Below are 24895 nucleotides of genomic sequence, written 5' to 3'. Positions count from 1 at the left end.
GTCACTCAATCCCAACCAACTTATAACGAACATCAATCTTCCCATCTTTCACTCTCATCTGGACCTCACCCATCTGATCTGTCCGATAAATATCTGACCCGTTAGCCTCCAGACGTTCCATCACTCCCGGATTGGGGTGCCCATATGTATTGTTAACACCGGCAGATATGACCGCGGTTTTGGCATTCCAGTATTGGAGCCAGGCTTCGGTTGACGACGTTTTACTCCCATGATGAGCGACCTTTAGAACATCAATGGAGACAGATGCTGAAGCATCTTTTGAATCAACCTGCAGCGGGCGGGTAAGTATCCTTTGTACAACTCCCTCTGTAACTCCAATATCTGCACCTTTCTGTTCAAACTGGGCAGCCAATGAGCCATCCTGAATCATATAGAGCAGGTCCTGCTCGGCTGCCGCATCCATATCTCCGGTGAACAACATGGAAGCCCCGGCCATTTCCAGCAAAAAGACAACGGAATCATGATTCTGATTTTCAGACACTGGTAAATTGCCTGATGCATTTACATCCATATGTGCCAGATCCGGAGCTATAAAATGTAAAATTGTCTCTTTATCAGCCTTATAGGACATGCCCTGCTGAATGGCGTACAGAGGAATTTTACGTTCCATGGCTGTGTCCAGTAATTTATCAAAGTTTTCTTTACCACTGGTTGTGCCATTAAATATGAAACGTTTAACCGGAATCTGTTCCAGCACAGCCTGTAGTCCTCCGGCATGATCCTGATCGGCATGCGTTACAATTACAGTGTCCAGTTGATGGATGCCTCTCTTTTTCAATAGAGGAACAACCACCTTGGCTCCCACCTCATACGGATCACGCCTTGTTTTCCACGATTGTTCGTTGTTCCCAAAACTAACTGTTCCCCCGCCATCCACCAGAATGTGTTTGCCTTCCGGGGTTGTAATCAATGTACTGTCTCCCTGACCAATATCCAAAAACTGCACGATGCCGGTTCCAGCAGGCTTGGGAGTCTGATATGCCCACCATAATCCAGCAATAAAGCTGATTGCGAGCAACCCGCACAACCATTGCTGAGCTTTACTCATTCGTTCATTTGAATAATAACCTGCGCCTCGTATAGTAAATGCACTTGTATACTCCGGCCAGGCAATACTGGCTCCTAATGTCGTTAATGAAGATTCTTTTCCATCTACGCGGTTCTTACCTTGATCCTGTAACACGGTAGACATCGAAGAGCGAATGCCCATATTCGCCATTGAAACTGAAGGTTGTCGCCTCACAAGAGGAGCCGTCTCTTCCTCAACAAATGCTGTTTCTTGCTGCTCACCATTGCCACGATGCAACAGGTAGAGTAAGGCATACAACACAGCATAATAGGCAGCAATCCATAACAAGGGCGGTGTTGCCCAGATCGACACAAAACCTGGCAGGCTGTTCATCCACTCCACGCTTACAAAAGTCAGTTGATTCAGTTGCATCGCAATCCATACGAGAGGTTTCGCCAAGGGAACCCATATGAATGACAATAACATGGCGACCGTCCCCAGAGGTAATACAATGGCACTAATCAAAGAAACCAGCAGAAAGTTAGCTACAAATGAGAGTAGTGAGAACTGGTTGAAATACAAAATGGTTACTGGGAACGAAATCAGCTGAGCGGTCACGGTAACGGATGCCGTTGCAGCCAGAGATTTCGGCCAGCCGCTGAACAGCCGGTTAATTAATGGCATGTAGATCATCAAACCTGCGGTCACGAGAAAGGATAACTGAAAGCTGACGCTCAGCAAAAAGTACGGGTCCCACCACATCATCAGCAACGCTGCTGCACTAATCATCTGAAGGCCGTCTCTGGCGAGACCTCGACGTGCCATGTACAACCCAATCATGGACATCATTCCTGCCCGAATCACTGAAGGTGAACCTCCGGATAACAGTACATAAGCTGGCACCAGGATCAGAACAATCGTGAGTGCCGTCTCTCTGGTAAGCCTTAGCCAAGATAGAATGAGAAGCAACGAAGCAACATATACTGCGACATGGGTTCCGGAGATTGCCAGGATATGCGTTAAACCCAGTTGTGAAAACTGACCATAGGTACCTGGATCGATATCAGTAGCCATCCCGATAATAAGCCCCTTCATATATCCTGCATGAGGCTCAGGAAATAACTGCTCAACCGCCGAGCCCAACTTATGCCTCGTCCAATCCGTCCAACGTAGTACGTTATATTGTCCAAGTCCCTCAGGAGCAACTGCTGTTACCGAACTGGCTCCCTTCACTTTGAACAACCAGTGGATATGCAGGGTGCGCAAGTAACTGCGATAATCAAATCCGCCAAAGTTCCTGGCTTCACCAGGAAGGACAAAAGAACCATTAAGCGTAATCAAATCACCCCTCTTCCAGCCCGCTGCTACCTGTTGTTCTTCTTCCTCCAACAGTCTGACTTGTACCATCAATTGTTCATCTATTTTGAATGCAGATGATGCTGTCAGATCTGCATCTGCTGACGAATCCGATGTTGCCAATATTGAAGACATCTGAATCTTAAAGTCAGCCCGATCTCCATCAATACGTACATCTGACACAAGCTCACCCTGAATTTCAGCTGACCATCCGTCCAACTCATGAGCAGCGATATGCATGATCTCCGGCAGACTACTATAATTGCGTGCGTCATTCCACTCCCAATGTGTAGCACCTCCAATAAAGGCAGCGAGTAAAAATAAAACAGACCATCCACGCACATCCATAAAACGAAGTAAAAGTGGCAAACATGCCAGAGCTCCAATTAACCCCCAGATTAACGTCCAGCCTGTTAACGCGCATGCTATCCCGCTCCCGCACAACCAACAAATCGTAAAGCTTAATAATGGTCTGCCTTTCATCTCTACCCCTCCTTCATTTCACCCGTTGAACGCAGAAAAACCCCCGGAAAGCCCATTCAGGCTTGCCGGAGGTTCTCCCTCACGTATTCGATCATATTTACATTAATTGCTCACAGTCATCATCGTTTCCCGCGGGGGCTGGTAATTCTCCAGCCTGCGGAACGTTATGCCCTTCTGTTCCATCATATTGGTAACCTTGCCGGTATCTTTAGGATAAGAACGATGAAACACGATTTCTGTAATCCCGCTATTCGCCAGCATATTGGCACATGTCCAGCACGGTTCGTCGGTCACATACACGGACGAGCCTTCGCGGTCGATTCGATCTGTGAATAAAAGCAAATTTTGCTCCGCATGAATTGTGCGAATACATCTTTGCTTTTTCACCATTTCTTCTTGCCCATCGGTCACGACCAACTCATACTCTTCCGATATCATGCAACCTGCTTCAGAACAATCCGGGACGCCGGTGGGTGCACCATTATAGGCTGTTCCCAGAAGTTTCTTTCCCTGAACAAGAACGGCGCCCACATGACGACGCGAACAGCGGGAACGGGTGGAAACCATATACGCGATGTCCATAAAATACGTATCCCAGTCCTTGCGTACCTCTGTACTCATGCTGCTTTCCTCCCGCTTAATACAATTTATATTTTAATTTTACCGGATCTGCACATACGGCGCCATCTTCTCCAGCATCTTCATCCCGATTCCTTTGACCTTTGTCAGATCACTGACTTTCGCAAAAGGACCATGTGCATTCCGATAGTCCACAATAGCTTGAGCCTTCTTCTCCCCAATTCCGGGAAGCTCGATAAGCTTGGAGACAGGAGCGGTATTCACATCAATCTTGCCATTGTCGCCAGATTCCTCACGAACTACAGGTGGATTACTGCTTGATGCCGTCTCGGAGGTAACCGAAGGATTCGAATTCGTACTTTGCGTGACTGGTTCAATCGAATTCGAGGTGTCCGGTGGATTATCATTCGTCTGACTTGTAGTTTGAACAACTGAATCACCTTCAACCCCAACGCTCGCAAGCTCTTTAGACTCTTCTGCCTTTGCCTCATTCCCAGTCTGCATCCCACTTGCATCCGCTCCCGAAGATGCTCCTGTATTGCCCTGAACCGAAGTAGCCGACTGTACAGCAGGGAGTTCCTGCTCTATCGTCGGCTTCTCGGTGCCGAGCTGCAAGGGTTCCCAGCCACTAGGTGGTTGTTCACTTTTGCCCGACCATAATATAAGTATACTTCCAACCACCGCAGCAGCAATGGTCATCCCTTTGTTCCATCTCATTCTTCCACACCTCTCCCTGAATTCAAAATCATTCATTTCGAACACGGGCGGTGCTTCCGAACCGTTGAACTTTCCTGATGAAACAAGTTGTGCATTTTTCATGTCATGTGAAACAGGTCCTCACGCATAGAATAGAGGGAATGAACTGCGCCAGTACCGTAAAGCATGAAAGGAGGCCTGAAACAATGAAGGTTGGATTTATCGGAACCGGCAGCATGGGCAGCCTGCTAATCTATGCCCTGATCCAATCGGGTGCACTTGAGCCCCGGCAGATCGCGGCCAGCAATCGAACCCCGTCCAAAGTACGTCAGTTATCCCTCCGTTACCCCGGTCTGCATGAATCCCAGAGCAATCGGGAAACGGTGATCCGAAGCAACATCATCTTCCTGTGCGTGAAGCCGCTTGAATTCAAACATGTTATTGACGACATCCTGCCTGTCGTGAATCCCAATCATATAATTGTCTCGATCACCAGTCCCGTGCAGCTGCGACATCTGGAATCTTCACTTCCTTGCAAAGTCTCCAAGGTAATTCCCAGCGTCACACACCAAGTCGGCAGTGGAGCATCCCTCTGCATACATGGCGAACGAATGACCAGTGAAGACCGCGCTGTGTTGGAAAGTCTGCTCAGTCATATAGGCAGGCCGTACCAAGTGGATGAAGCCTGTACACGAATCACATCCGACTTCTCCAGCTGCGGACCTGCATTCATATCGTTCTTTTTGGAACAGTGGATCGAAAGTGCAGTGAAGCTGACAGGCATCAAAAGGGCAGATGCCTGCGCTCTGGCTGGCGAAATGCTCCTGGGAACAGGCAAGCTGCTCACCGAAGGAGGATACACCCCGCAAGAGCTTCAGGCTCGTGTCGCTGTACCTGGCGGTATTACCGCTCAGGCACTCGCACTGCTGAAGGTTAGTCTTGACGGCGTTTTCGACAACCTGATCCACACGACACATGACAAATATGATGAAGATTTGTTAAAGCTGGATGAACTATTCCGAGCCGGTGAGATTAACCGGCAACAATATTAACGAGTTTGCCTGGAACGGCAATGACCTTACGAATGGTCTTGCCTTCCAGCGCCTGCTTAACAGGTGCCAGCTCCATCGTAAAGTCCTGCATACCCTGTGCATCCAGATCCTTCGCGATTGTAGCACGAGTTACAATTTTACCATTTACCTGAACAACGATTTCTACTTCCGCATCCACTGTCATGGACTCATCATATTCAGGCCAAGCCACGTAAGAGATTCCACCTTCATGACCCAAACGGCTCCACAGTTCCTCTGCCATATGTGGTGCCAGTGGTGACAACAGCTGCACAAATTTCTCCATCGCTTCACGAGGCAGTGTGTCCGCTTTGTATGCATCGTTGATGAAAATCATCAGCTGGCTGATGGATGTGTTGAAGCGCAGATGTTCCAGATCTTCCGTAACCTTTTTAATCGTTTTGTGAGCAGTTCGTTTGAACTCATCCGTTCCACCGTCCACCGTAATCTTGTCATTGATGGCTCCTGTGTCTTCGTTAATGAAGAGACGCCATACACGTGACAGGAAGCGGTGCATGCCTTCAACCCCGTTTGCATTCCACGGTTTTGTCGCTTCCAATGGTCCCATGAACATCTCGTACAGACGCAATGTATCTGCACCGAATTCATTGACGATTTCATCCGGGTTAATAACATTACCACGTGATTTACTCATTTTCTCATTATTGGTACCCAGGATCATACCTTGGTTCACCAGTTTGTGGAAAGGCTCTTTAGTCTCCACAACACCCAGATCATACAGCACTTTGTGCCAGAAACGAGCGTACAGCAAGTGAAGTACTGCGTGCTCTGCTCCGCCAATGTACAGATCAACTGGCAGCCACTGCTGCTGTTTCTCCTTGGAGATCAGTTCCTTGTCATTGCGCGGATCGATAAAGCGCAGGTAATACCAGCAGCTACCCGCCCATTGTGGCATGGTATTGGTCTCGCGACGTGCCTTCATTCCCGTTTCCGGATCTACCGTATTCACCCACTCCGTAACATTCGCCAGTGGTGATTCTCCTGTACCCGAAGGTTTGATCTGGTCGATATCAGGCAGCAGCAGTGGAAGTTGATCCTCCGGTACGGTCTTCATCGTTCCGTCTTCCAGATGCAGAATCGGGATTGGCTCACCCCAGTAACGCTGACGGCTGAACAGCCAATCGCGCAGACGATAAGTCACTTTTCCTTGTCCTTTACCGTTCTCTTCCAACCAAGCAATCATCTTGGCAACCGCTTCTTCATTGTTCAGTCCGTTCAAGAAATCGGAATTCACATGTGCGCCATCACCCGAATACGCCTCTTGTGTAACGTCTCCACCTTGAATAACTTCGATGATATCCAAACCGAACTGCTTCGCAAATTCCCAGTCACGTGCATCATGACCCGGAACTGCCATAACCGCACCTGTGCCGTAACCTGCAAGAACGTAATCAGCAATCCAGATCGGCAGTTTTGCACCATTAACAGGGTTGATTGCATAAGCGCCAGTGAATACACCTGTTTTGTCTTTGGCCAAATCTGTACGTTCCAGATCACTCTTACGAGAAGCCTGCTCCTGATAAGCCTGAATCGCTTCACGTTGGTCATCGGTTGTAATTGCTTCTACCAATTCATGTTCTGGAGCAAGTACTGCAAAGCTCGCACCGAACAATGTGTCCGCACGGGTAGTGAACACCTTGATAACTTCCTCGCGACCCTCAATGGCAAATACAACTTCCGCACCTGTTGATTTACCGATCCAGTTGCGCTGCATATCCTTGATGCTTTCAGACCAATCCAGCTCTTCCAGGTCTTCCAACAGACGCTCTGCATACTCGGTAATTCTCAGAACCCATTGACGCATCGGTTTGCGTACAACCGGATGTCCCCCACGTTCACTCTTGCCATCAATAACCTCTTCATTAGCAAGTACCGTTCCAAGGGCTTCACACCAGTTAACTGCAACTTCATCCACATAAGCCAAGCCTTTATTGTACAGCTGAATAAAGATCCATTGTGTCCATTTATAGTATTCAGGGTCCGTTGTGCTGATCTCACGATCCCAGTCATAGGAGAAACCAAGCGATTTGATCTGGCGACGGAAATTGTCAATATTACGGAATGTAATATCTCGTGGATGTTCACCTGTATCCAGTGCATGCTGCTCAGCAGGCAGACCGAAAGCATCCCAACCCATTGGGTGCAATACGTTGTAACCGCGCATACGTTTGTAACGTGAAACGATATCCGTTGCCGTATATCCTTCCGGGTGACCTACGTGCAGACCTGAACCGGATGGATAAGGGAACATATCCAGTGCATAAAATTTCGGTTTAGCAGGGTCCTCACCCGTCTTAAACGTTTTATTTGCATCCCAGTATTGCTGCCAACTTTTTTCCATGACTTGTGGCTGATAGCCGTGTTTCGGCTGGTTATTCTCACTCATCTATTGTTCCTCCTTCAGGTTATTCGCTTTAGCTTTAATTGCAACAAAAAAACCTCAGCATCCCGTAGCGTTTGCAGCGCTAGGGACGAGAGGTTGAATTCCCGTGGTACCACCCTAGTTAGCGGACGAACGTGCTTCGTCATCCACTCCCTTTGGACCTGTAACGGCGGTTAACCGATGCGGATTTCCATTCCTGAACCCAAGCTTTATACAAGCAGGTTAAACAGAATGGTGTAATCACCGCATTTCTCCAAGGCGAGTTCGCAAATCACTGTCAACCGGCTTGCACCAACCGCCGGCTCTCTGTTATGTACAGGAATTACTACTGATCCTTATCATCGAAATATGTATACAATATCGGGACCATTATATAAAAAAGCAAGCCCAAAGTCAATATTACACGTTATAATCACCCTTTTAAGTCACACGGTTCGTACCGTTCAATAATACTCGTTGCTGTTCAGGATAACCGAAAACGCTCAAGGCCTTCCTCCAGATTATGAATGGTCCAATTCACATGTTCCTGATTATCATATTGACGATAAGCGCACTCAATGCGCAGCACCAGATCAAAGTACAAGTCATAGAGACTTCTTCTTTTCAGCTCACTTTCAGTCGTAATCTCATGCCCATACCCTTTCACAAAACCAGGCGTATAGTTAAAATGACTGAAATAATGCTCCATCAGGGGATCTGCCCACAGTGAACGTTCAAAATCAATAATCGCTGTGATTCGACCCGCGTCCACTAGTACATTGCCATCCCACAGATCCCAACTGATAAGCACAGGTTCTTTGACATCGTCCAGCACATCCGATTTTTCTTCAATCAGGCGTCTCAATTCAGGGTAATCGATCGAAAATGTAATCCCGGCTTCTTCCCCATCGGTAAGAATGTCATCCATCAGATTCATAAATGCATCTTTCCATGTGGAATATCGCTGTTTTTGCTCCGAGAAATATCCAAACTGCTCGCCCTTGATTTCATTAATTCGACGATTGTACCGACCGAGCTGGTGTTCAATGACCTCCTGCTCTTCCGCAGAATATTGATCCTTGACCTGATTATAGGGTGTTCCAGACATGTACTCCATGATAAAATAACGCGCTGAAACCATAGTTAACGAATCATCATAAGCCAGCACTTGGGGTACGGGAACATCCTGTAGCTCCGTGATGAGGCGTAGTGCCTCAACCTCAGCAATCATGAGATCCTGCTCACAGCGCATCAGATTTGTCGAAGCCGACGGTGCAATTTTGAGTACCACTCGCTGTGCGTCACTCAGTGTAATGAGATATGCATGATTGGCCCAGCCATCCACCATTTCCTTGTAGTCCTGTATACTTGCAGAGAAATGCTGCTCTATTATGGCATTCAACTGTTCTGACGTAAGTCTTGTTTTATATGTACTTTCCATTTCTACACCTCACATTGACATTTGATTTATTTCCTCAGAAAACGCTTTCTATCCGACTATTATCGCCTTCTTTACTTTAACTGGCAATACTTTTTGTCACGTCGTTATGTCTTTTCTTGCATTCCTTTACCCTATTTAAGACTATTGCTATTCATTCTCCATAAAAAATCAAACAAAAAACTGCCCTTATGCACAATAAGGACAGTTCTCATTATTCGCTCTTACTTCACAGCCACGTAGAACAAGCGCTGTGCACTGTCTCCGGCCTCTTTCCATTCAAAATCCGCATATACCTTCACGTCTTTAAAACCTGCCTTGGATAACTCCAGCTTCATCCAGTCCGGATTATATGCACGCTGGACATGAACTTCTTCAAACCGCTGATACATATCCTTATTACCATCATCCACACGCGAAAAAATACTGAGATGATGCTCAATCTCACAGCGATCCTGGTCCAGATCACAAGTCCAAATATAAGATACGGAGCGCTCATCCAGTACAAAAGGCTGCTCCTCATCATAACGAATAAGGGTATTGGGATGATGCACATCAAACAGGAACGTTCCATCAGGCTTCAGCATCTCGTATGTCCGCTGGAATGTTCGAACGACATCTTCTTGTTCAAGCAAATAATTGACACAATCACAGAAAGATATCACCGAATCCACAGGTTCCGGAACTCGCCATTCCCGCATATCCTGCTGCACCCAACGGACACTGCCCTCGCGATACAAGCGATGACCCTGAGGCGTGGCCTCCATCTTGCTGCGCGCAACCGACAGCATATCTGATGAGAGGTCAATGCCTGTAACTTCGAAACCGGAGTTCACGAGCGGGATCGTAATGGAGCCCGTTCCACAGCCAAGTTCAGCGACACTTTTGGGCATTCCATGCTTTTCCCATGCTGTTCTTGCAAACCTTATCCAGTCCGGATAAGGCATATCTTCCATTAATTCATCATACACATACGCAAATTTCCGGTAAGACATGTCAGGCACCGCACTTTCAATTTCATTTTCGAATTGATCTATATAAGTTGAACCAAAGAATATTTACACTGGACACTCCAATGACAGAACAACCTTCCGATCGCTGTTATCCCCAGATTTTTTTTATTCCTTTTATAAAGGTTTAAATCCGGGGATAAAGGCGAACGCTCCGCTTCTTCAGGTTCTTTCTGTCCTCTCCGTTTCGTGTAAATGTTTAGTTCAATTTATATAACAAAAGAAAAAGCAGGGGCATCCGGTGTTTACCCAGCCTATCCCTGCCTTATCCGAGTTCCATATTACAACTATTTAATCAGGAAGATTACTTGTTTTCACTTTGATCGGCAGGAGCAGATTCGGACAGATACGTCCAGCTTTCCTTTTGGACCACCAGTCCGTCCTTCATCAATTTGCCCAAGGCACGCTTGAAGGCAGACTTACTGATGCCAAAGCGCTGCTTGATGATATCCGGCGGAGTTGCATCCGAGTAAGGCATGCCGCCCATAGGACGCTCTTTCATGAAAGCGAGCAGCTTGTCTGCATCTTCGTTACGTCCAACTTGTTTGAGTTGAGTCATGGCCAGATTCACACGTCCGTCTTCACGTACCAGTGTCACCCGACATTTCACTTTCTCACCAAGACGCAGCATATGACTACGTTCGGATGAATGAATCATACCAATCGCGCCAAAGCCCAGTACACCGCCCTCTACAAGTACAAAAGTACCCATCTGCAGTGGCTTGTATACCGTCGCTTCAACCCACTCGTTTAACCATGAAGTTGGCGCATGGAAAGACAATGGTGAAAGCTCACGTTCCCCGGCCAATTTGGCACGCAGACGTCCCTGCTTGTCATGTTCCATGATGACAAAGACTTCATCCCCCACTTGAGGACGCAGTTCTTCCAGTTCAGGCAATTCACGAATAGGAAGCAGCAATTGCCGTCCAAGGCCCATTTCCAGGAAACAGCCCAGTCGTGGGTGAACATCAGCCACAACCAGTCGTGCCATTTCGCCAAGCATGAGATAAGGCTTTTTCATCGTTACGGCCAGACGATCTTCAGTATCAAAGAACACAAATACCTCAAGCGTCTCACCAATTTTAATATCCCGTGTTAACTCGGTGTAGTGAAGCAGTACATCTTCCGATCCTGTCGTCAAAAAGAAGCCAAACGGAGACACTTCACGTGAAACCGGCAAAGAGACGACTGTTCCAGCAATCAAACTCATACAGTTTCCACCACTTTGGCATCAGACCAGAGTCGTTCAATGTTGTAGTATTCACGCTCGTCACGGTGGAAGATATGAACAACAACATCGCCCATGTCCATCAATACCCAACGTGCGGAATCCATACCTTCGATACCTTTGATCGTCGCTCCGGCTGCATGAGCCTGTTTGCGAATTTCAGTGGCAATGGCTTGTACCTGTGTATCGGAATTCCCGTGACAAATAACAAAATAATCTGCCACCAGAGAAACATTAATCAGATCCAACGCTACAATATTGGATGCCTTTTTGTCGTCAGCAGCAGCAACCGCCATATTCATAAGTTCTTTCGATGATACTGTCATGAACCAACCTCCATAATCTATAATTGTGCAATTAAGTCATTCCGCGACAGCATGGTCAAAGGATAAATGACACGCCGTTGCGAGATCAGCAAGCTGATCGTCGAATCGAATCCGGCAATTAAACCTTCCTCCAGACTACGTTCAGCCTGTTCGCGAATGTGATCTACTCCCGGGAAATCTCGTCCCGGTTCAATGTAATCGGCAAGACATACCACTTTGTCCAGCAAGCTCATGCCTACCCGACCCGAGGTATGCCACCGGATGGCATTAATAACTTCGGAATCTTCCACACCGTAATCACGCTCGGCTACAAAAGCACCGACTTCGGAATGCCAGAGCTGCTTGTCATGCTGCAGAAGTTCCTGGTTTAATCCGTTATCACGGATGACCGCTTCCATCTCCGCTACGGGCCAGTACTTCGCCACATCATGCAATATCGATGCCAGATCCGCTTTTACAGGATCAGCACCATATTTTTCAGCCAACTTCACTGCCGATTCCATCACACCCAGTGTATGCTTCCAGCGTTTCTCCGGCATTTGTCCGGATACGGCTTGAATCAGTTCCTCACGGCTTAGTCCCATATAAACCGCTCCTTACAATGTATTGGTGCACTTCATCAGGAATCATAAAGCGTACCGAATGTCCTTTGGCCAGACGTCTGCGTACGGCTGTCGATGAAATATCGACCAAGGGCATCTCGGCCAGCAGGACCCGATCCTGTAACTCCTCTGGTAAATCATCCAGATGTAACTGGAAGCCCGGCCGACCAACTCCGATAAAGGTTAAGCGTTCTGCAAGCTCTTCAATCTGCTCCCATTTGGGAAGATAGTTCACCATATCCGCCCCGATAATGAAATAAAATTCATGTTCAGGATGGCGACGCCACAGTTCCTTCATCGTATCGATGGTATAAGACACTCCGCCCAATTCCATCTCGATACCCAGCACCTCATATTGCTGCACACCCTTCACAGCCGCTTCCGTCATATCAAGACGTTGCTGTCCCGAAGCTCCGGCTCCGCGTTTGTGAGGTGGAACATGGGAAGGCATGAACCAGATCTCATCCAGTGCATGTGAGTCCCTTGCTGCTTCAGCTGCCAGGAGGTGTCCCATGTGGATCGGATCAAACGTACCACCCATGATACCGATCTTCACCTGCGTCACGCTCCCTTATCTAGGTAGTTCGATTTGTTTGTTATCGCGAGATTCTTTGTACAGGATGATTGTGTTACCGATGAGTTGTACAAGCTCACTTCCCGTTTCACGGGCAACTTCTTCTGCCATCTCTTTTCTGTCCTCGTCATTGTTGTTCAACACTTGCACTTTCATCAATTCGCGCTTCTCAATCGCATCTTCGATGTGACGGAACAGGTGCTCGTTGGTTCCACCTTTACCAATCTGAAATACAGGGGTCAGGTGATGTGCCTGTGACCGCAAAAAGCGCTTTTGTTTACCGTTTAACATGAATACTCCATACTCCTTATGTTGAGCAGGCCCTGATCGACAGCGCAAAAACTGTCCGGACCTGACCATTCAATTATTATTTTTCAATGGTAAAAATGATCACTGAGTACACAAGGTGACTCCGATTGCAGTACCATCTTCCGATCGCTGTTATCCCCAGATTTTTCTGATCCCTTTTCACAAAGGGAAAATCCGGTGATAAATGCGACCACTTCGTTTCTTCAGATTGGTTCTGCACTCGTCGTCTGCATGTACTCTTAATATCATTTTCACACTTTAAAACTGTTTAGTACAGCACGTCTCATCGTCTCCACTGGAGCCGGAATGCCGAGCCAATGCTCAAAAGCCACTGCACCCTGGTATACAAACATACCCAGACCACCGTGCACTGTGCATCCACGCTTCCGCGACTCTCTAAGCAGACGGGTCTCCAGCGGGTTGTAGATCAGATCACTCACCGCTGCGCCTTCACGGATCAGTGCAGGATCAACTGGTACGTCATCCACATGAGGATGCATTCCGGCAGCCGTTGTGTTAATCACGATATCAGCCGTAGCCAGTACCGTTGCAGCGTCTTCCATGCCACTGCCCGAGATTTCTCCCAAGCCATGGCCTCGTAAATCCGAAGCAAGTGTAATAGCCCTGTCCGCTGTACGGTTCAGAATGTGGATCCGTTCAGGCTTCTCCAGTGCAAGTGCATATATGACACCTCTCGCTGCTCCACCTGCTCCTAGTACAGCAATACGTTTACCCCCAAGCTCAGGCACAGCCTCTTCCTTCAGCGATCGGACATAACCAATACCATCCGTATTGTACCCTGTCAGTGTTCCACCTTCATTAACGATGGTATTCACCGCACCAATCAGGCGAGCACTTTCATCGATCACATCCAGATACTGCATCACCTGCTCTTTGTGCGGGATGGTGACATTAACACCACGATAGCCCAGTGCCACAATTCCGCGAACTGCCGCTTCCAGTTGATCCGGATGAACATGCAGTGGCATATACATTCCATTCACTCCTGCAGCCTGCAGAGCCGCATTGTGCATTGCCGGAGACTTGGAGTGAGCAATAGGATCACCCATAACACCAAGCAACACGGGAAGTGAAGAGTTGAACTTTTTCTGCTCAGACATAGGTCCGCCTCCGATCCATCTGATGTACAGGTTCTGAGATTACTAGATCAAGGATGGGCGGATCTGTACACGAATGCCTTTTGGAGCATGAACCGCAACAAGCGCTCCAATATCGCCATTGACCTTAATCCAGCCCAAGCCAGAGATGAATACATCGGATTGACTGCCGCGTTTGATTCGGAATTCATGTCTGGTCCATTCAGCCATCTCTGCTGCATCCTCACGGGTTGGCGGAGACAACAGTTCTCCCAGATGGTCGCGGTACAGATCATCTGCACGCTCCAGCTTCGTCCGGTGAATATCAAGCGCAGTGCTGATAAAACAAGTGAACGACTGGCGATCACCTTCCACAAAGTCAAATCGAGCCATGCCGCCAAAGAACAGCGTCTGACCGGAGTTCAACTGATACACAGCGGGTTTAAGCGGTTTTTCCGGCATGATGGCAGCGAGATCCTTACGTGAAACAATCTCGCTGAAACGCCATGGATATACGATTCCAGGCGTATCAATGATATATTTTCCATCATCCAGCGGAATGTTCACCATATCCAGCGTCGTTCCCGGATAACGGGATGTGGTCAGTTCCTGCTCCAGATCGCTGTAATCACGGATCAGACGGTTAATCAGTGTGGATTTGCCCACATTGGTGCCGCCAACCACATATACGTCACGATCTTCGCGATAGGTTCCAACAAGCTCAAGCAGACGGTCGAAGCCCTGATTTTGCTTCGCACTGCACAAGACTACGTCCACTGTACGCAAACCCTGTTCTTTGGCTTGCTTTTGTACCCAGTTGCGAATCTTGTTCCAGTTGGTTACTTTCGGAAGCAAGTCCGTTTTGTTCACAGCAAGCAATACCGGATTGTTGCCTACAAAACGTTGCAGACCAGAGATAATACTGCCATCAAAGTCAAACAAATCAACGATATGGATGACAAGTGCATCCTTATCCCCGATTTTGCTAAGCAGCGCCAGGAATTCGTCCTGATCCACCGTAACGGATGATGACTCATTGTAGTTTTTGATACGGAAACAGCGTTGGCATATAACCGGTTCACGATCCAATGCCTTCTCGGGGATAAACCCTGGTAATTCCGAATTTTCTGTTTGCAGATGCACGCCGCATCCGCTGCACCTTACGGCAAGGTTGCCGTTATGCGGTTCTGTCATTTCTTCTTTTCCTCCTCAAGCCATAAGCCTTTCTTGCGTAAACTCGTTAGAGCAATCCGTTCCACGCGTCGATTGAAGCGGGTCATAAAACCTTCGTCCCCAATGGAGATTGGCAGTACCAGAACGGTATATAACCCCATTCGGTTCCCTCCATAAACGTCCGTAAGCATCTGATCACCTACTACAATCGTTTTTTCAGGAGATAACTCCATCATTTTCATTGCTCTACGAAACGGTACATTCGATGGTTTGCGTGCACTATGCACAAACTGGATATCCAGCGGGGTCGCAAACAGGGATACACGATTCAAATTGTTATTGGACACAATCATTAGCTTGAAACCTGCCTCTTTCACACGTGCAAACCATTCAATCAGTTCGGGCGTAGCGTCAGGGGCTTTGGCTCCAACGAGTGTGTTATCCAGATCAGTTATAATTCCACGGTAGCCTTGAGCGTACAGCTCTTCCAGATTAATGTCAAAAACCGTGTCTACACGCAGCTTGGGCATTAACATTTTAAACAAAGAAGTCACCTCAGTTTCATACGACACACTATATCACAAATCCGTCTTTCCTGAAAATGCATACAGCGCCTGATGGCATAGGAAAAAAGGAAAAACGGGACGGGCAACAACTATGCCCGTTCCGCTTTCAGTTCCTTCCGCAGCTTCAAGGCGGTCTGATAGACGGCCTTCCAGTCGTCGGCTTTTACGGACGCTGGACTGTAACGAGTCTGTTCAAACTTCGTGAGAAGCTCATGCAATGTAGCTTCTGCAGCAGGTTTTGCCTGGCTCCAGCGGGCTACCGATTCACGAAGTGTCTCGTCTCCGCTCCGGGTCAACCCTTTGCGTTTCACATACTGAATCCAACGCTCGGTCTCTGCCACTACCTTCTGTTCAGGGGTGAGCGGTCCACCTGTCCGTAGACGAAGCAGGAAGAATCGCATGGAGAAACGATTACGCCAGAACATATATGCTACCCACAATACAATAATGGCTCCTGCAGCCCAGATAACAAAAGTCGGGATGGCAGACGATGTCTGCTCAGGTGCAGGAGTCTGCTCTTCCTCTTGTACCGGCTCCTCTTCTGGCTCTTCTTCAGGCTCATCTACAGGTTGTACATCAGGCTGTTCCGTTAGCAGCGGCATATCAAAGCCCGGCGTTGCTTCAACAGGAATCCAGCCATACTCACCAAAATAAACCTCTGCCCAGGAGTGTGCATCTGCATTGGTAACGGTGTAGGTCGTCTCAATCTCCGCACCAGGTTGACGTGGGGCCTGCATGTCCGAATTCAGGGACAATTGTCCAGGCGCATAACCTTTAACCCACCTTGCAGGAATGCCCTCCGAGCGCGCCATCATCACCAGCGCAGTGGAGAAATAGTCACAGTAGCCTTCCATAATATCAAACAGGAAACCTTCCACAAAGTCGCTGCTTACTTTTCGAGATAAATCCGGATTGTTTGTGTATTCAAAATTAGTTTGTAAATAGTTTTGCAGTAATGCCACTTTTTCATACGGAGTATTCGCAGATGCCGTTATCTCGGCTGCCAGATTCGACACCCGGTCAGGGAAACGGGATGGTAACTGCAAGTACATATCATCTGCCGGATTACTGTTATACAGATCTTCAAATGACTTCGTACGAAGCTCATCTTCCACAATCACAGGGGCTTCCGATACGATAGTATACGTCTTGGGATACTGTGGTTGCTGACGGTCTGTCACCACATGCAGTTCAGCCTGTTCAGCATTCCACAACATCCGTTCCGTTCTGTCCTCACCATTAATTGAGCTCACTTCCGAGATCGAATAAGCACCAAAGAGAATCGGATAGACATTATCATTCAGCATTGTTACATTCTGAGTCACTTGTTTGGTATTCACATTACCGGATTCTTGGTTCTCCAGAGGCTGTCCGGATTCAATATTCTCTGTCGCACCCCGTCCACGGTCATCCCAGCCTGTGCCTGTATACTCTGCACGTGTCTCACCGCGCCAGTAACTACGCTCATTGGTCGTGACAGACATGACAGGGGTATAGTCGAAGTTGAATCCTCCACCAAGCTGATTGTCTTCCCTGCTGTATCCCGATTCGGTAGCCGCGGGAATATCAAGGTTTCCGTTACCAGCCTGACTTGTGGAAGTTCCGGTATAGTTACGCCACGCCGTATATGGGTCCGTCAAGGTGGGTGGAATCTCCGGCATATTAACGCTGGCTACAATAATCAAAGAAAAGATAATAGCAATATTGGCCAGGACTTTATAAGGATACCGGATGATTCGTTTCCAACCTTGAGGATACTGTAGCTGATAGTTACGGAAATGCTGACATACGAGCCATCCCATCCCCGCAAACATCACCCACGCGATTTCAATCCAGAGTGGAATCTGGGTGAAAGAATCGAGAATCCCCATCGAAATGATGTTAACACCCAGAAAAACAAGAATGCGACGTGTTGTGGTCACGAGTCGAAGCGCTGCTTCAAGCATCACCCATGCACACAGGGAGAACCAGATATACGGCGTCATGTGTAATATGAACTGCTCTGCTCTGTCTGTTAAAGAGCCATAAGGGATGTACACCGTATAATCGATCAGCGTTTTATGCAAAATGTAACCAACAACGACCGCCTTGATGATCGCCCGATAGATCGTTTTGAAGGGCAGAATGACCTCCAGCACACTGACCGCTGCAAGTGTCCATAACACCAGAGAAGTTGTCTCCGTGTACCACGATTCCTGCGTAAATGAAATCCACTGCATTCCAATCAGGAAAATCCAGAGCAATGACGCTGCATGATACCAGGATCGTTTGCCTGCAATACTTTCATTTCCTTTTGAACTCATACAGAACCTCCCCCCATCACCGTTGGAAGCTCCTGCAAGTGAGAAACAGTGAATGACCTCGTGCCTCTTCCACGCAACATGGCATTCCACTCGGCACTCCGGCGAGATTCACTGGTATCGATCAGAATATGACATGGCGTCATGCCCCGCGTATCGGCCCAGCGCAACAGTTCCATTATTTTTTCATCCTTCTGGGGAGAAATCACGACAAAGTAAGCTCCCTGAGGCAGTTGACGTGCGATTTTTTCCACGCCGGGCAACAGATGGGTATCCTGACCGTTATATTGAATATCCACCAGATGATGCATCATCTTCTGTCGTTCCATCAGACTTTCACTGGGGGCCATGAAGGATGTCTGGTCTGACAATGTCAACAATCCCATCCCCATTCGTTCCCTGACACCATACTCCAGCAGAGAGGCAGCCGTGGAAACGGCAATTTCAAATGCATCCCCATGTTCATAACTTGATGCCAGCGCATCCAGAACCAGAATGGTTTTGGGCACAGACTCATGTTCAAACTCCTTGGACTTCCAGTTCCCTGTCTTTGCCGTTGCATTCCAGTGAATGCGGGAAAGTCGATCTCCGTATACGTAGTCACGTACACCATTGATCTGAGTGGTCTCTCTCCGTGAGCGGGTTAACGCCGTCTGAGGACCGGATAACCGTGATTTGCGGTCGTAAAGCTGCCAATATGGAATAAATACCGTTCTTGGCAGTACGCGAAACTCACCTTTGGCCTTAAACTTTCCTCGATGTTCAATCAGTCCAAATATGTCCTCGCTGGCACATTCCGTTTCTGAAAAAACATACTTTCCCCGCTCAAGTGGCGGTGTCTGAAAAGACAACTCTCCATTACCTCGCAAATTGGGAATCAAACTTTCCTTGAACGACCACGATTCTCCGTTATGCCGATGCAGCATTTCACGCACAACAACATAGGGAAGCGGGAGGAATCCCGGAATCGTCAGACTCAGCTGTACTTGAACCTGGTCACCCGCATGCAGCAATTCTTCGTGGTCTGGACCAGAAGATAACCTACGAACTCCTTGAGCACGTCTTACCCCGCTAAATCCAGCAATGGCAAGGTACACACAGAGCAGGGTCACCATCGACAGCAACATAAGGGATGTCTTCCCGCCCTGAAACAAAACATAAGCCAGACAGCACATCCACACCATTGCGATGCTCCATACGCGTGGGTGGCGTAACCCTCTATTGACTGTTCTCAAAAGCGGCTTCATGAACTATTGCCCCATGGAGACGGGCACGCGTACTTGCTGGAGTACGGCATTCAAAACGGCCTCGGAACTCATACTGTCCAGTCTCGATTCGGGACGAAGCACAATACGATGAGAGATCACATAAGGGGCCATCGTTTTCACATCATCCGGAAGCACATAATCACGTTCCTGCAAGAAAGCAAAGGCTTTTACGGCCATCATGAACGATATGGCTGCCCGTGGGCTGGCACCCAGCAATACAGATGGGTGGGAGCGGGTTTGACGAACAACATCCAGCAAATAGTCCATGACCGGATCACCGATAAAGACCTCTTTAATCTCCTGTTGGATTGCCGAGATCTGGTCCATATGAGTCACGGATTCAAGACGATCAACAGGCTGACCGAGCTGATGCTGTTTCAATAGAATTTTCTCAATTTCCTTATCGGGATAACCCAGACTTATTTTCAACATAAACCGGTCGAGTTGTGCTTCCGGCAACGTATACGTACCTTCAAAATCAATTGGATTCTGAGTTGCACAGAGCATGAATGGATGTGGCAGATCATACGTATCACCATCAACGGTTACGCTACGCTCCTCCATCACTTCGAGCAGAGCCGATTGGGTTTTTGTTGTGGCCCGGTTAATCTCATCAGCTAGCAAAATGTTGGTCATCACAGGACCTGGCCGGAAATAAAAACGCTCATCCTTCGGATGGAACACAGATACGCCCGTAATATCACTAGGTAAAATATCAGGATTACATTGAATACGCCGGTACTCACCACGCATGGATTTCGATAATGCCTTGATTAACTGCGTTTTGCCAGTTCCCGGTACGTCTTCAATCAGAACGTGCCCGCCTGCAAGCAAAGCTGTAAGTAAAAGTTGAATTTCAAAGGATTTCCCCATAATGCAGGATTCCAGATTTGAACGAACTGCGGATATGATTTGGATCGACTCTTTGCGCACAGGCATGTGGTCTAACCTCCTAAAAAAGCATACAGATTTCCTTTTATTGTACATGATCCAGAGTCACGAGTACACTCGAAGGAACTCACAATTTGTTTCCAGCCCGTCAGATTCACCGCAGTTCTCGCATGAATACGACAAAAAAGCCCCGGATAAAAGTTATCCGGAGCCTCTGCTGAATCGCAATATGTTCAAGGAGATTCCTCATTCTATGTTAGCCTTTTGGTCTAACGACCAATGCCGCGAGAAAAGAAAAGATGATCGCTGACGATATTCCCGCAGCAGTCAGATCGAAAATCCCTGTAATCACACCCAGCCATCCCTCTTTTTCCAACTCCGTCAATGCCCCGTGCACCAAGGAATTACCGAAACTTGTGATGGGGATGGTAGCACCCGCACCTGCAAATTTAACCAAGGGGTCATACACGCCAAATGCATCCGCAAGCGCACCTGTCACAACAAGTGTACTCATGGTATGAGCTGGCGTCAGTTTAACCCCATCCATTAAAAGCTGTCCGATAACACAGATTAAACCGCCAACAATAAATGCCCACAAGAACTGCATTACCTTTATCCCTCCTTTTCTATGGCTACGGCATGTGCAATACAAGGAATACTTTCACCCTGCTGGTACGAAATCGGAGATAACAGCGCCCCGGTAGCAACAACGAGCACCCGTTTAAGATCACCCTTCTGCATCCGGTTCAAAATATGACCATAGGTGACGGTGGCAGAACATCCGCAGCCACTTCCCCCGGCAACCACATAAGGCTGTTTCTCCCGATCATAGATCATCAGGCCGCAGTCATTAAAAACTGTCTGTTCCATGGGAATGCCTTCTTTTTGCAAAAGCTCTTTCGTAATTGGCAGACCGACGGAAGCCAGATCCCCGGTCACAATGAGATCATAATAGCCGGGTTCCAATCCCGTATCCCTGAAATGAGAGATTATAGTGTCGGCTGCTGCTGGCGCCATGGCTGAACCCATATTAAAGGGATCTTTGATGCCCAAATCCATAATGCGTCCAATGGTGGCTTTGGTAACAACGGGACCATCACCCGTACGGGAGACCACACCACACCCTGCTCCTGTGACGGTATATTGGGCATAAGGCGGCTTTTGGGAGCCATACTCCGTCGGATACCGAAATTGTTTCTCCACCGTACAGTTGTGGCTCACCGTTCCTGCAAGAACATAATCGCCAGCTCCGGAGTCAACAATCATGGACGCTAACGCTAACGTTTCCATGGAAGTAGAACAGGCTCCAAAGACACCCAAGTAAGGCACACCCAGTTTTCGCGCTGAAAAGGAACTGCTGATAATCTGGTTCATCAGATCTCCACCCACAAAAAATTGAAGCTCTTCCTTGGTGATATTTGCATTTATCAAAGCCAGTTGGGAGGCCTGTTCGAGCAGTTTACGTTCTCCCTTTTCCCACGTTTTCTCGCCGATCTCGAGGTTGTCGTAGACATAATCGAAATCAGATGACAGTGGACCCTCGCCTTCTTCTGGTCCTACAACTGCGGATTTACCGATGATCCGCGGACGATTCTCAAACTGCCATGTCTGGCGACCCAATCGTTTCACAGGTGCCCACCTCCAAATCCCAAAAAGGCATAAACGATCCCTACGACAAATGCTGCCACGACACCAAACACAATAACGGAACCAGCAAGTTTAAACATGTTGGCCCCTACACCGAGCACCAGTCCTTCAGCACGATGTTCCAGTGCAGCAGAACACATGGAATTGGCAAATCCGGTAACCGGTACAGCCGTTCCCGCTCCTGCCCATTGAGCCATTTTATCGTAAACGCCGAGACATGTTAGAATAACCGATATGAGAATCATGACCGCTACCGTAGGACTGGAAGCTTCCTTTGATGTCATGTCGAAACCGGCCATAAAAGCCTCTTGAATGGCCTGTCCAATCAAACAGACGGTACCCCCAACCAGAAATGCTTTGAGGCAATTTTTCAGGATTGGACGAGGCGGCTCATGTTTTTTTGCGACTTTTTTGTACTCCTTTTCATCCATGGACAGGGACGACGATTTTTTTTCGCTTCCGGATGCAGATTGAGCTGGCAAGATACAAGACCTCCTCTATGTGAAAATGGTTCAAAGCTACGGCTGAATGCCAATGTGTGTAATCCTATATTCATTGTTTGTTAATAATCGGAAGGTTATGTATCCGGCGACAGACAGCATATGTTTCCAACAAGATTATGTTGTGAAAGCAAGATGGGAATACGCCGGATCTGAGGACTTTTAGATACGTCTATAAATAAAGAAGAACAATCACGAGCAAGATAAAAAGAACGATAAACAGTACTTTTTCCGTGCCCTCTTCTGGAGGCTTCATTGGATATTTAGCTCCTTCCTGTAAACAGACAAACAAATATTGAAATAAAGAACTTCACAAAATGATGACATCTCCTCCATATATTCATATTCATTGAAGTGGCATCAGGACTGCGACTACAGCGGATAGAGTCATGAAACTTGGACACGGTAAGCGCCCAAAATATGCCTTAAATACGTGACATAAACATGGACAATCACTTGCGCAAGGTTCATACTGTAATGTGACCAGTGGTTAAATAACAAGTCCTCAGCATATTAAAGTGCATGTTCAAAAAGATAAAAGACTTTTTGAACTACATCTTAAAAGGACAACAGGCGGGTAGCCGTTCTACTGTGACCTGAAATACATACCAACAGAGGAGTTGTTGACACATGAATGAAAAAACGATGGATATGTTTCGTACGTTGACGGAATTTCCTTCCGCATCCGGTTTTGAACGTGAGCTTCGCGGTTGGATGAAAGATAAGCTTTCCGCTTATACTGATAAGTTCGTCCAGGATCGCCTGGGGAGTCTATTTGGTGTATTACGCGGGGAGGAATCCGGTCCTAAAGTTATGGTAGCCGGACACTTTGACGAAGTAGGTTTCATGACTACAGGCATTACGGAAACGGGTATGGTCAAATTCCGTCCACTGGGTGGATGGTGGAGTCAGGCTGTACTGTCTCAACGATTGGAAATCATCACACCTGATCGTCGGATTACCGGAGTTGTAGGTTCTACACCTGCACACTTGCTGGACGAGTCCCAGCGGAATAAACCTGTGGATCTGAATTCCATGTATCTCGATATTGGAGCAGACAACCGTGCGGAAGCAGAATCCTGGGGCATTCATCCAGGGATGCAGATCGTACCGATCTGTGAATTTACGCCTATGGCGAACCCGAAAAAAATTATGGCCAAAGCGTGGGATAATCGTTACGGCGTAGGACTTGCACTTGAACTGGTTGAAGCGCTGCACAAGGAAAAACTTCCTAACACACTTTACGCTGGTGCAACGGTTCAGGAAGAACTGGGGCTTCGCGGTGCACGTACGGCGGCCAATCTGATTCAGCCTGATATCTTCTTTGCACTTGACTGTAGCGCGGCAAATGATATGACAGGTGACAAACAGTCATTTGGACATATCGGAGAAGGCGCATTGCTTCGTATTTTTGACCCGGGTATGTTCACCCATCGCGGAATGGTTGAATATGTTCAAGATACGGCTTCATCCAATCAGATCAAAATGCAGTATTTCATCTCACCAGGTGGTACAGATGCAGGTCAAGTTCACCTGAGTGGCATTGGTGTACCATCAATAGTTGTTGGTATCTGCGCACGTTATATCCATACCTCTTCTTCCATCATTCATACGGATGACTACGATGCGGCCAAAGAACTGATCGTGAAACTGGTCAAAGGTCTGGATCGGACAACGATGAATACCATAATTAATAACGCGTAATAGCTGACAAGAGACTTCCTATCCATCGGGAGGTCTCTTTTTTATATTCACAACGATATCAGTTAGACACGTAGATTAATAGGCCGAACATTATAGGGAATTACACATAAGATACAATAACGGAAGATGAATTAAACACCAAACAGCGGGGGACCTGTTATGGCAGTGAGAAGGAATGGAAAATCGAATAAAGGTTCCAAAAAAACAAATGCCGCAAACACCCTTCTCAATGGCAACCTTAAAGGAAGAAATCTGGAACTTATCGTTGCAGCATTACTGGTCAGTGGGAAGTTAAGAGTGGATGCGGTCACGTTGTTTCGAGAAGCTACACTGGTCGTTGAACTGGTTGGGCAGTATAAATCGCTACAAAATATTACACCATCGAATCAAGACAAACTGGTGCAATTCCTCGATGAGATCGGTGGCGATATGACGTTGAATGACGTTATACGGGCTTTCCAACAGAGAATCAATTCCTAAACGCCAAGAAATGAGGTTGAAGTGATGTCTGACTTTGACGGAAATGGGTTCGCTGAACTACTGATCATTGTCATTCTTGTTGTTTTATTTGTATTTGGTTCTTCCGATATTGACGACCTGACTGATTCTCCTTCTCAATCCTGAATTGGCTAAGTTATTACGATTTATTCATTATGAAATGCATA

23 protein-coding genes and 1 other annotated feature are annotated in these 24895 nt (G+C 47.5%); of the genes, 3 read left to right on the top strand and 20 right to left on the bottom strand.

Annotated elements, in window-relative coordinates; all coding sequences use genetic code 11:
* Window position 1: 1 nt before the first annotated feature.
* The 3 genes from C161_RS05110 to C161_RS31395 form a co-directional block, all read right to left on the bottom strand.
* A complete protein-coding gene (locus C161_RS05110) occupies window positions 2-2869 on the bottom strand; it encodes a ComEC/Rec2 family competence protein (protein WP_036668551.1) in 2868 nt (955 codons plus the stop codon).
* Between the two features lie 102 nt (window positions 2870-2971).
* Complete coding sequence (locus C161_RS05105; protein ID WP_017687196.1) at window positions 2972-3490, bottom strand: deoxycytidylate deaminase; 519 nt, start codon at window positions 3488-3490, stop codon at window positions 2972-2974.
* A 39-nt stretch (window positions 3491-3529) separates the two neighbouring features.
* Window positions 3530-4165 (bottom strand): ComEA family DNA-binding protein, encoded by a 636-nt coding sequence (locus tag C161_RS31395; RefSeq protein ID WP_051449590.1) that lies wholly within the window; start codon window positions 4163-4165, stop codon window positions 3530-3532.
* A 185-nt stretch (window positions 4166-4350) separates the two neighbouring features.
* On the opposite strand from C161_RS31395, the gene comER reads away from it, so the two are divergent.
* Complete coding sequence (gene comER / locus C161_RS05095; RefSeq protein WP_036668550.1) at window positions 4351-5196, top strand: late competence protein ComER; 846 nt, start codon at window positions 4351-4353, stop codon at window positions 5194-5196.
* Here comER and leuS read toward each other — a convergent pair.
* From leuS to spoVAC, 17 genes are all read right to left on the bottom strand, one after another.
* Complete coding sequence (gene leuS / locus C161_RS05090) at window positions 5177-7621, bottom strand: leucine--tRNA ligase (protein WP_036668549.1); 2445 nt, start codon at window positions 7619-7621, stop codon at window positions 5177-5179. The two genes, comER and leuS, sit on opposite strands and share 20 nt — an antisense overlap.
* 78 nt (window positions 7622-7699) lie before the next feature.
* Window positions 7700-7969 (bottom strand) — a binding site (T-box leader).
* A gap of 112 nt (window positions 7970-8081) precedes the next feature.
* A complete protein-coding gene (locus C161_RS05085) occupies window positions 8082-9038 on the bottom strand; it encodes a phosphotransferase family protein (RefSeq protein ID WP_036668548.1) in 957 nt (318 codons plus the stop codon).
* A gap of 221 nt (window positions 9039-9259) precedes the next feature.
* Window positions 9260-10030: a class I SAM-dependent DNA methyltransferase gene (locus tag C161_RS05080; RefSeq protein WP_036668547.1), complete on the bottom strand. Its 771-nt coding sequence runs from the start codon at window positions 10028-10030 to the stop codon at window positions 9260-9262.
* A 319-nt stretch (window positions 10031-10349) separates the two neighbouring features.
* Window positions 10350-11255, bottom strand: a complete 906-nt coding sequence (locus C161_RS05075) for a CvfB family protein (protein ID WP_036668546.1) — start codon at window positions 11253-11255, stop codon at window positions 10350-10352.
* The gene (gene rsfS / locus C161_RS05070) at window positions 11252-11599 is read right to left on the bottom strand and encodes a ribosome silencing factor (protein WP_036615136.1); all 348 of its coding nucleotides are present in this window, start codon (window positions 11597-11599) and stop codon (window positions 11252-11254) included. The genes C161_RS05075 and rsfS overlap by 4 nt, the downstream gene beginning before the upstream one ends.
* A 17-nt stretch (window positions 11600-11616) precedes the next feature.
* On the bottom strand, window positions 11617-12183 hold the full coding sequence (yqeK, locus tag C161_RS05065; protein ID WP_036668545.1) for a bis(5'-nucleosyl)-tetraphosphatase (symmetrical) YqeK: 567 nt from the start codon (window positions 12181-12183) through the stop codon (window positions 11617-11619).
* Window positions 12167-12757 carry a nicotinate-nucleotide adenylyltransferase gene (locus C161_RS05060; protein WP_036668544.1) on the bottom strand — a complete coding sequence of 197 codons (591 nt, stop codon included), beginning with the start codon at window positions 12755-12757 and terminating at the stop codon, window positions 12167-12169. The genes yqeK and C161_RS05060 overlap by 17 nt, the downstream gene beginning before the upstream one ends.
* A gap of 15 nt (window positions 12758-12772) precedes the next feature.
* Window positions 12773-13066, bottom strand: coding sequence for a ribosome assembly RNA-binding protein YhbY (gene yhbY / locus C161_RS05055; protein WP_017687186.1), 294 nt, complete (start codon window positions 13064-13066; stop codon window positions 12773-12775).
* Window positions 13067-13335: 269 nt separating this feature from the next.
* Window positions 13336-14205: a shikimate dehydrogenase gene (gene aroE / locus C161_RS05050; RefSeq protein ID WP_036668543.1), complete on the bottom strand. Its 870-nt coding sequence runs from the start codon at window positions 14203-14205 to the stop codon at window positions 13336-13338.
* Window positions 14206-14247: 42 nt separating this feature from the next.
* Entirely contained in the window at window positions 14248-15375 is a 1128-nt protein-coding gene (yqeH, locus tag C161_RS05045; RefSeq protein WP_036615146.1) for a ribosome biogenesis GTPase YqeH, read from the bottom strand.
* Window positions 15372-15899, bottom strand: coding sequence for a YqeG family HAD IIIA-type phosphatase (locus C161_RS05040; RefSeq protein ID WP_036668542.1), 528 nt, complete (start codon window positions 15897-15899; stop codon window positions 15372-15374). Before C161_RS05040 ends, yqeH begins: the two co-directional genes overlap by 4 nt.
* Window positions 15900-16009: 110 nt before the next feature.
* On the bottom strand, window positions 16010-18223 hold the full coding sequence (locus C161_RS05035; RefSeq protein ID WP_036668541.1) for a DUF4129 domain-containing transglutaminase family protein: 2214 nt from the start codon (window positions 18221-18223) through the stop codon (window positions 16010-16012).
* On the bottom strand, window positions 18220-19467 hold the full coding sequence (locus C161_RS05030; RefSeq protein ID WP_200869398.1) for a DUF58 domain-containing protein: 1248 nt from the start codon (window positions 19465-19467) through the stop codon (window positions 18220-18222). Before C161_RS05030 ends, C161_RS05035 begins: the two co-directional genes overlap by 4 nt.
* A 3-nt stretch (window positions 19468-19470) precedes the next feature.
* A complete protein-coding gene (locus C161_RS05025) occupies window positions 19471-20427 on the bottom strand; it encodes an AAA family ATPase (RefSeq protein WP_036615157.1) in 957 nt (318 codons plus the stop codon).
* A gap of 208 nt (window positions 20428-20635) precedes the next feature.
* Window positions 20636-20986 carry a stage V sporulation protein AE gene (spoVAE, locus tag C161_RS05020; RefSeq protein WP_036615159.1) on the bottom strand — a complete coding sequence of 117 codons (351 nt, stop codon included), beginning with the start codon at window positions 20984-20986 and terminating at the stop codon, window positions 20636-20638.
* A gap of 5 nt (window positions 20987-20991) precedes the next feature.
* On the bottom strand, window positions 20992-22008 hold the full coding sequence (gene spoVAD, locus C161_RS05015; protein WP_036615162.1) for a stage V sporulation protein AD: 1017 nt from the start codon (window positions 22006-22008) through the stop codon (window positions 20992-20994).
* Complete coding sequence (spoVAC, locus tag C161_RS05010) at window positions 22005-22508, bottom strand: stage V sporulation protein AC (RefSeq protein ID WP_036615164.1); 504 nt, start codon at window positions 22506-22508, stop codon at window positions 22005-22007. Before spoVAC ends, spoVAD begins: the two co-directional genes overlap by 4 nt.
* Window positions 22509-23156: 648 nt before the next feature.
* Between spoVAC and C161_RS05005 the strand changes: the two genes are divergently transcribed.
* Window positions 23157-24230 carry a M42 family metallopeptidase gene (locus C161_RS05005; protein WP_036668539.1) on the top strand — a complete coding sequence of 358 codons (1074 nt, stop codon included), beginning with the start codon at window positions 23157-23159 and terminating at the stop codon, window positions 24228-24230.
* A gap of 159 nt (window positions 24231-24389) precedes the next feature.
* A complete protein-coding gene (locus tag C161_RS05000) occupies window positions 24390-24710 on the top strand; it encodes a hypothetical protein (protein ID WP_036615167.1) in 321 nt (106 codons plus the stop codon).
* Window positions 24711-24895 lie beyond the last annotated feature (185 nt).

Origin of the sequence: Paenibacillus sp. FSL R5-192 (assembly GCF_000517845.1) — a bacterium.
Taxonomy (GTDB): Bacteria; Bacillota; Bacilli; order Paenibacillales; family Paenibacillaceae; genus Paenibacillus; species Paenibacillus amylolyticus.
This window is presented reverse-complemented; position numbering and strand designations above follow the sequence as displayed.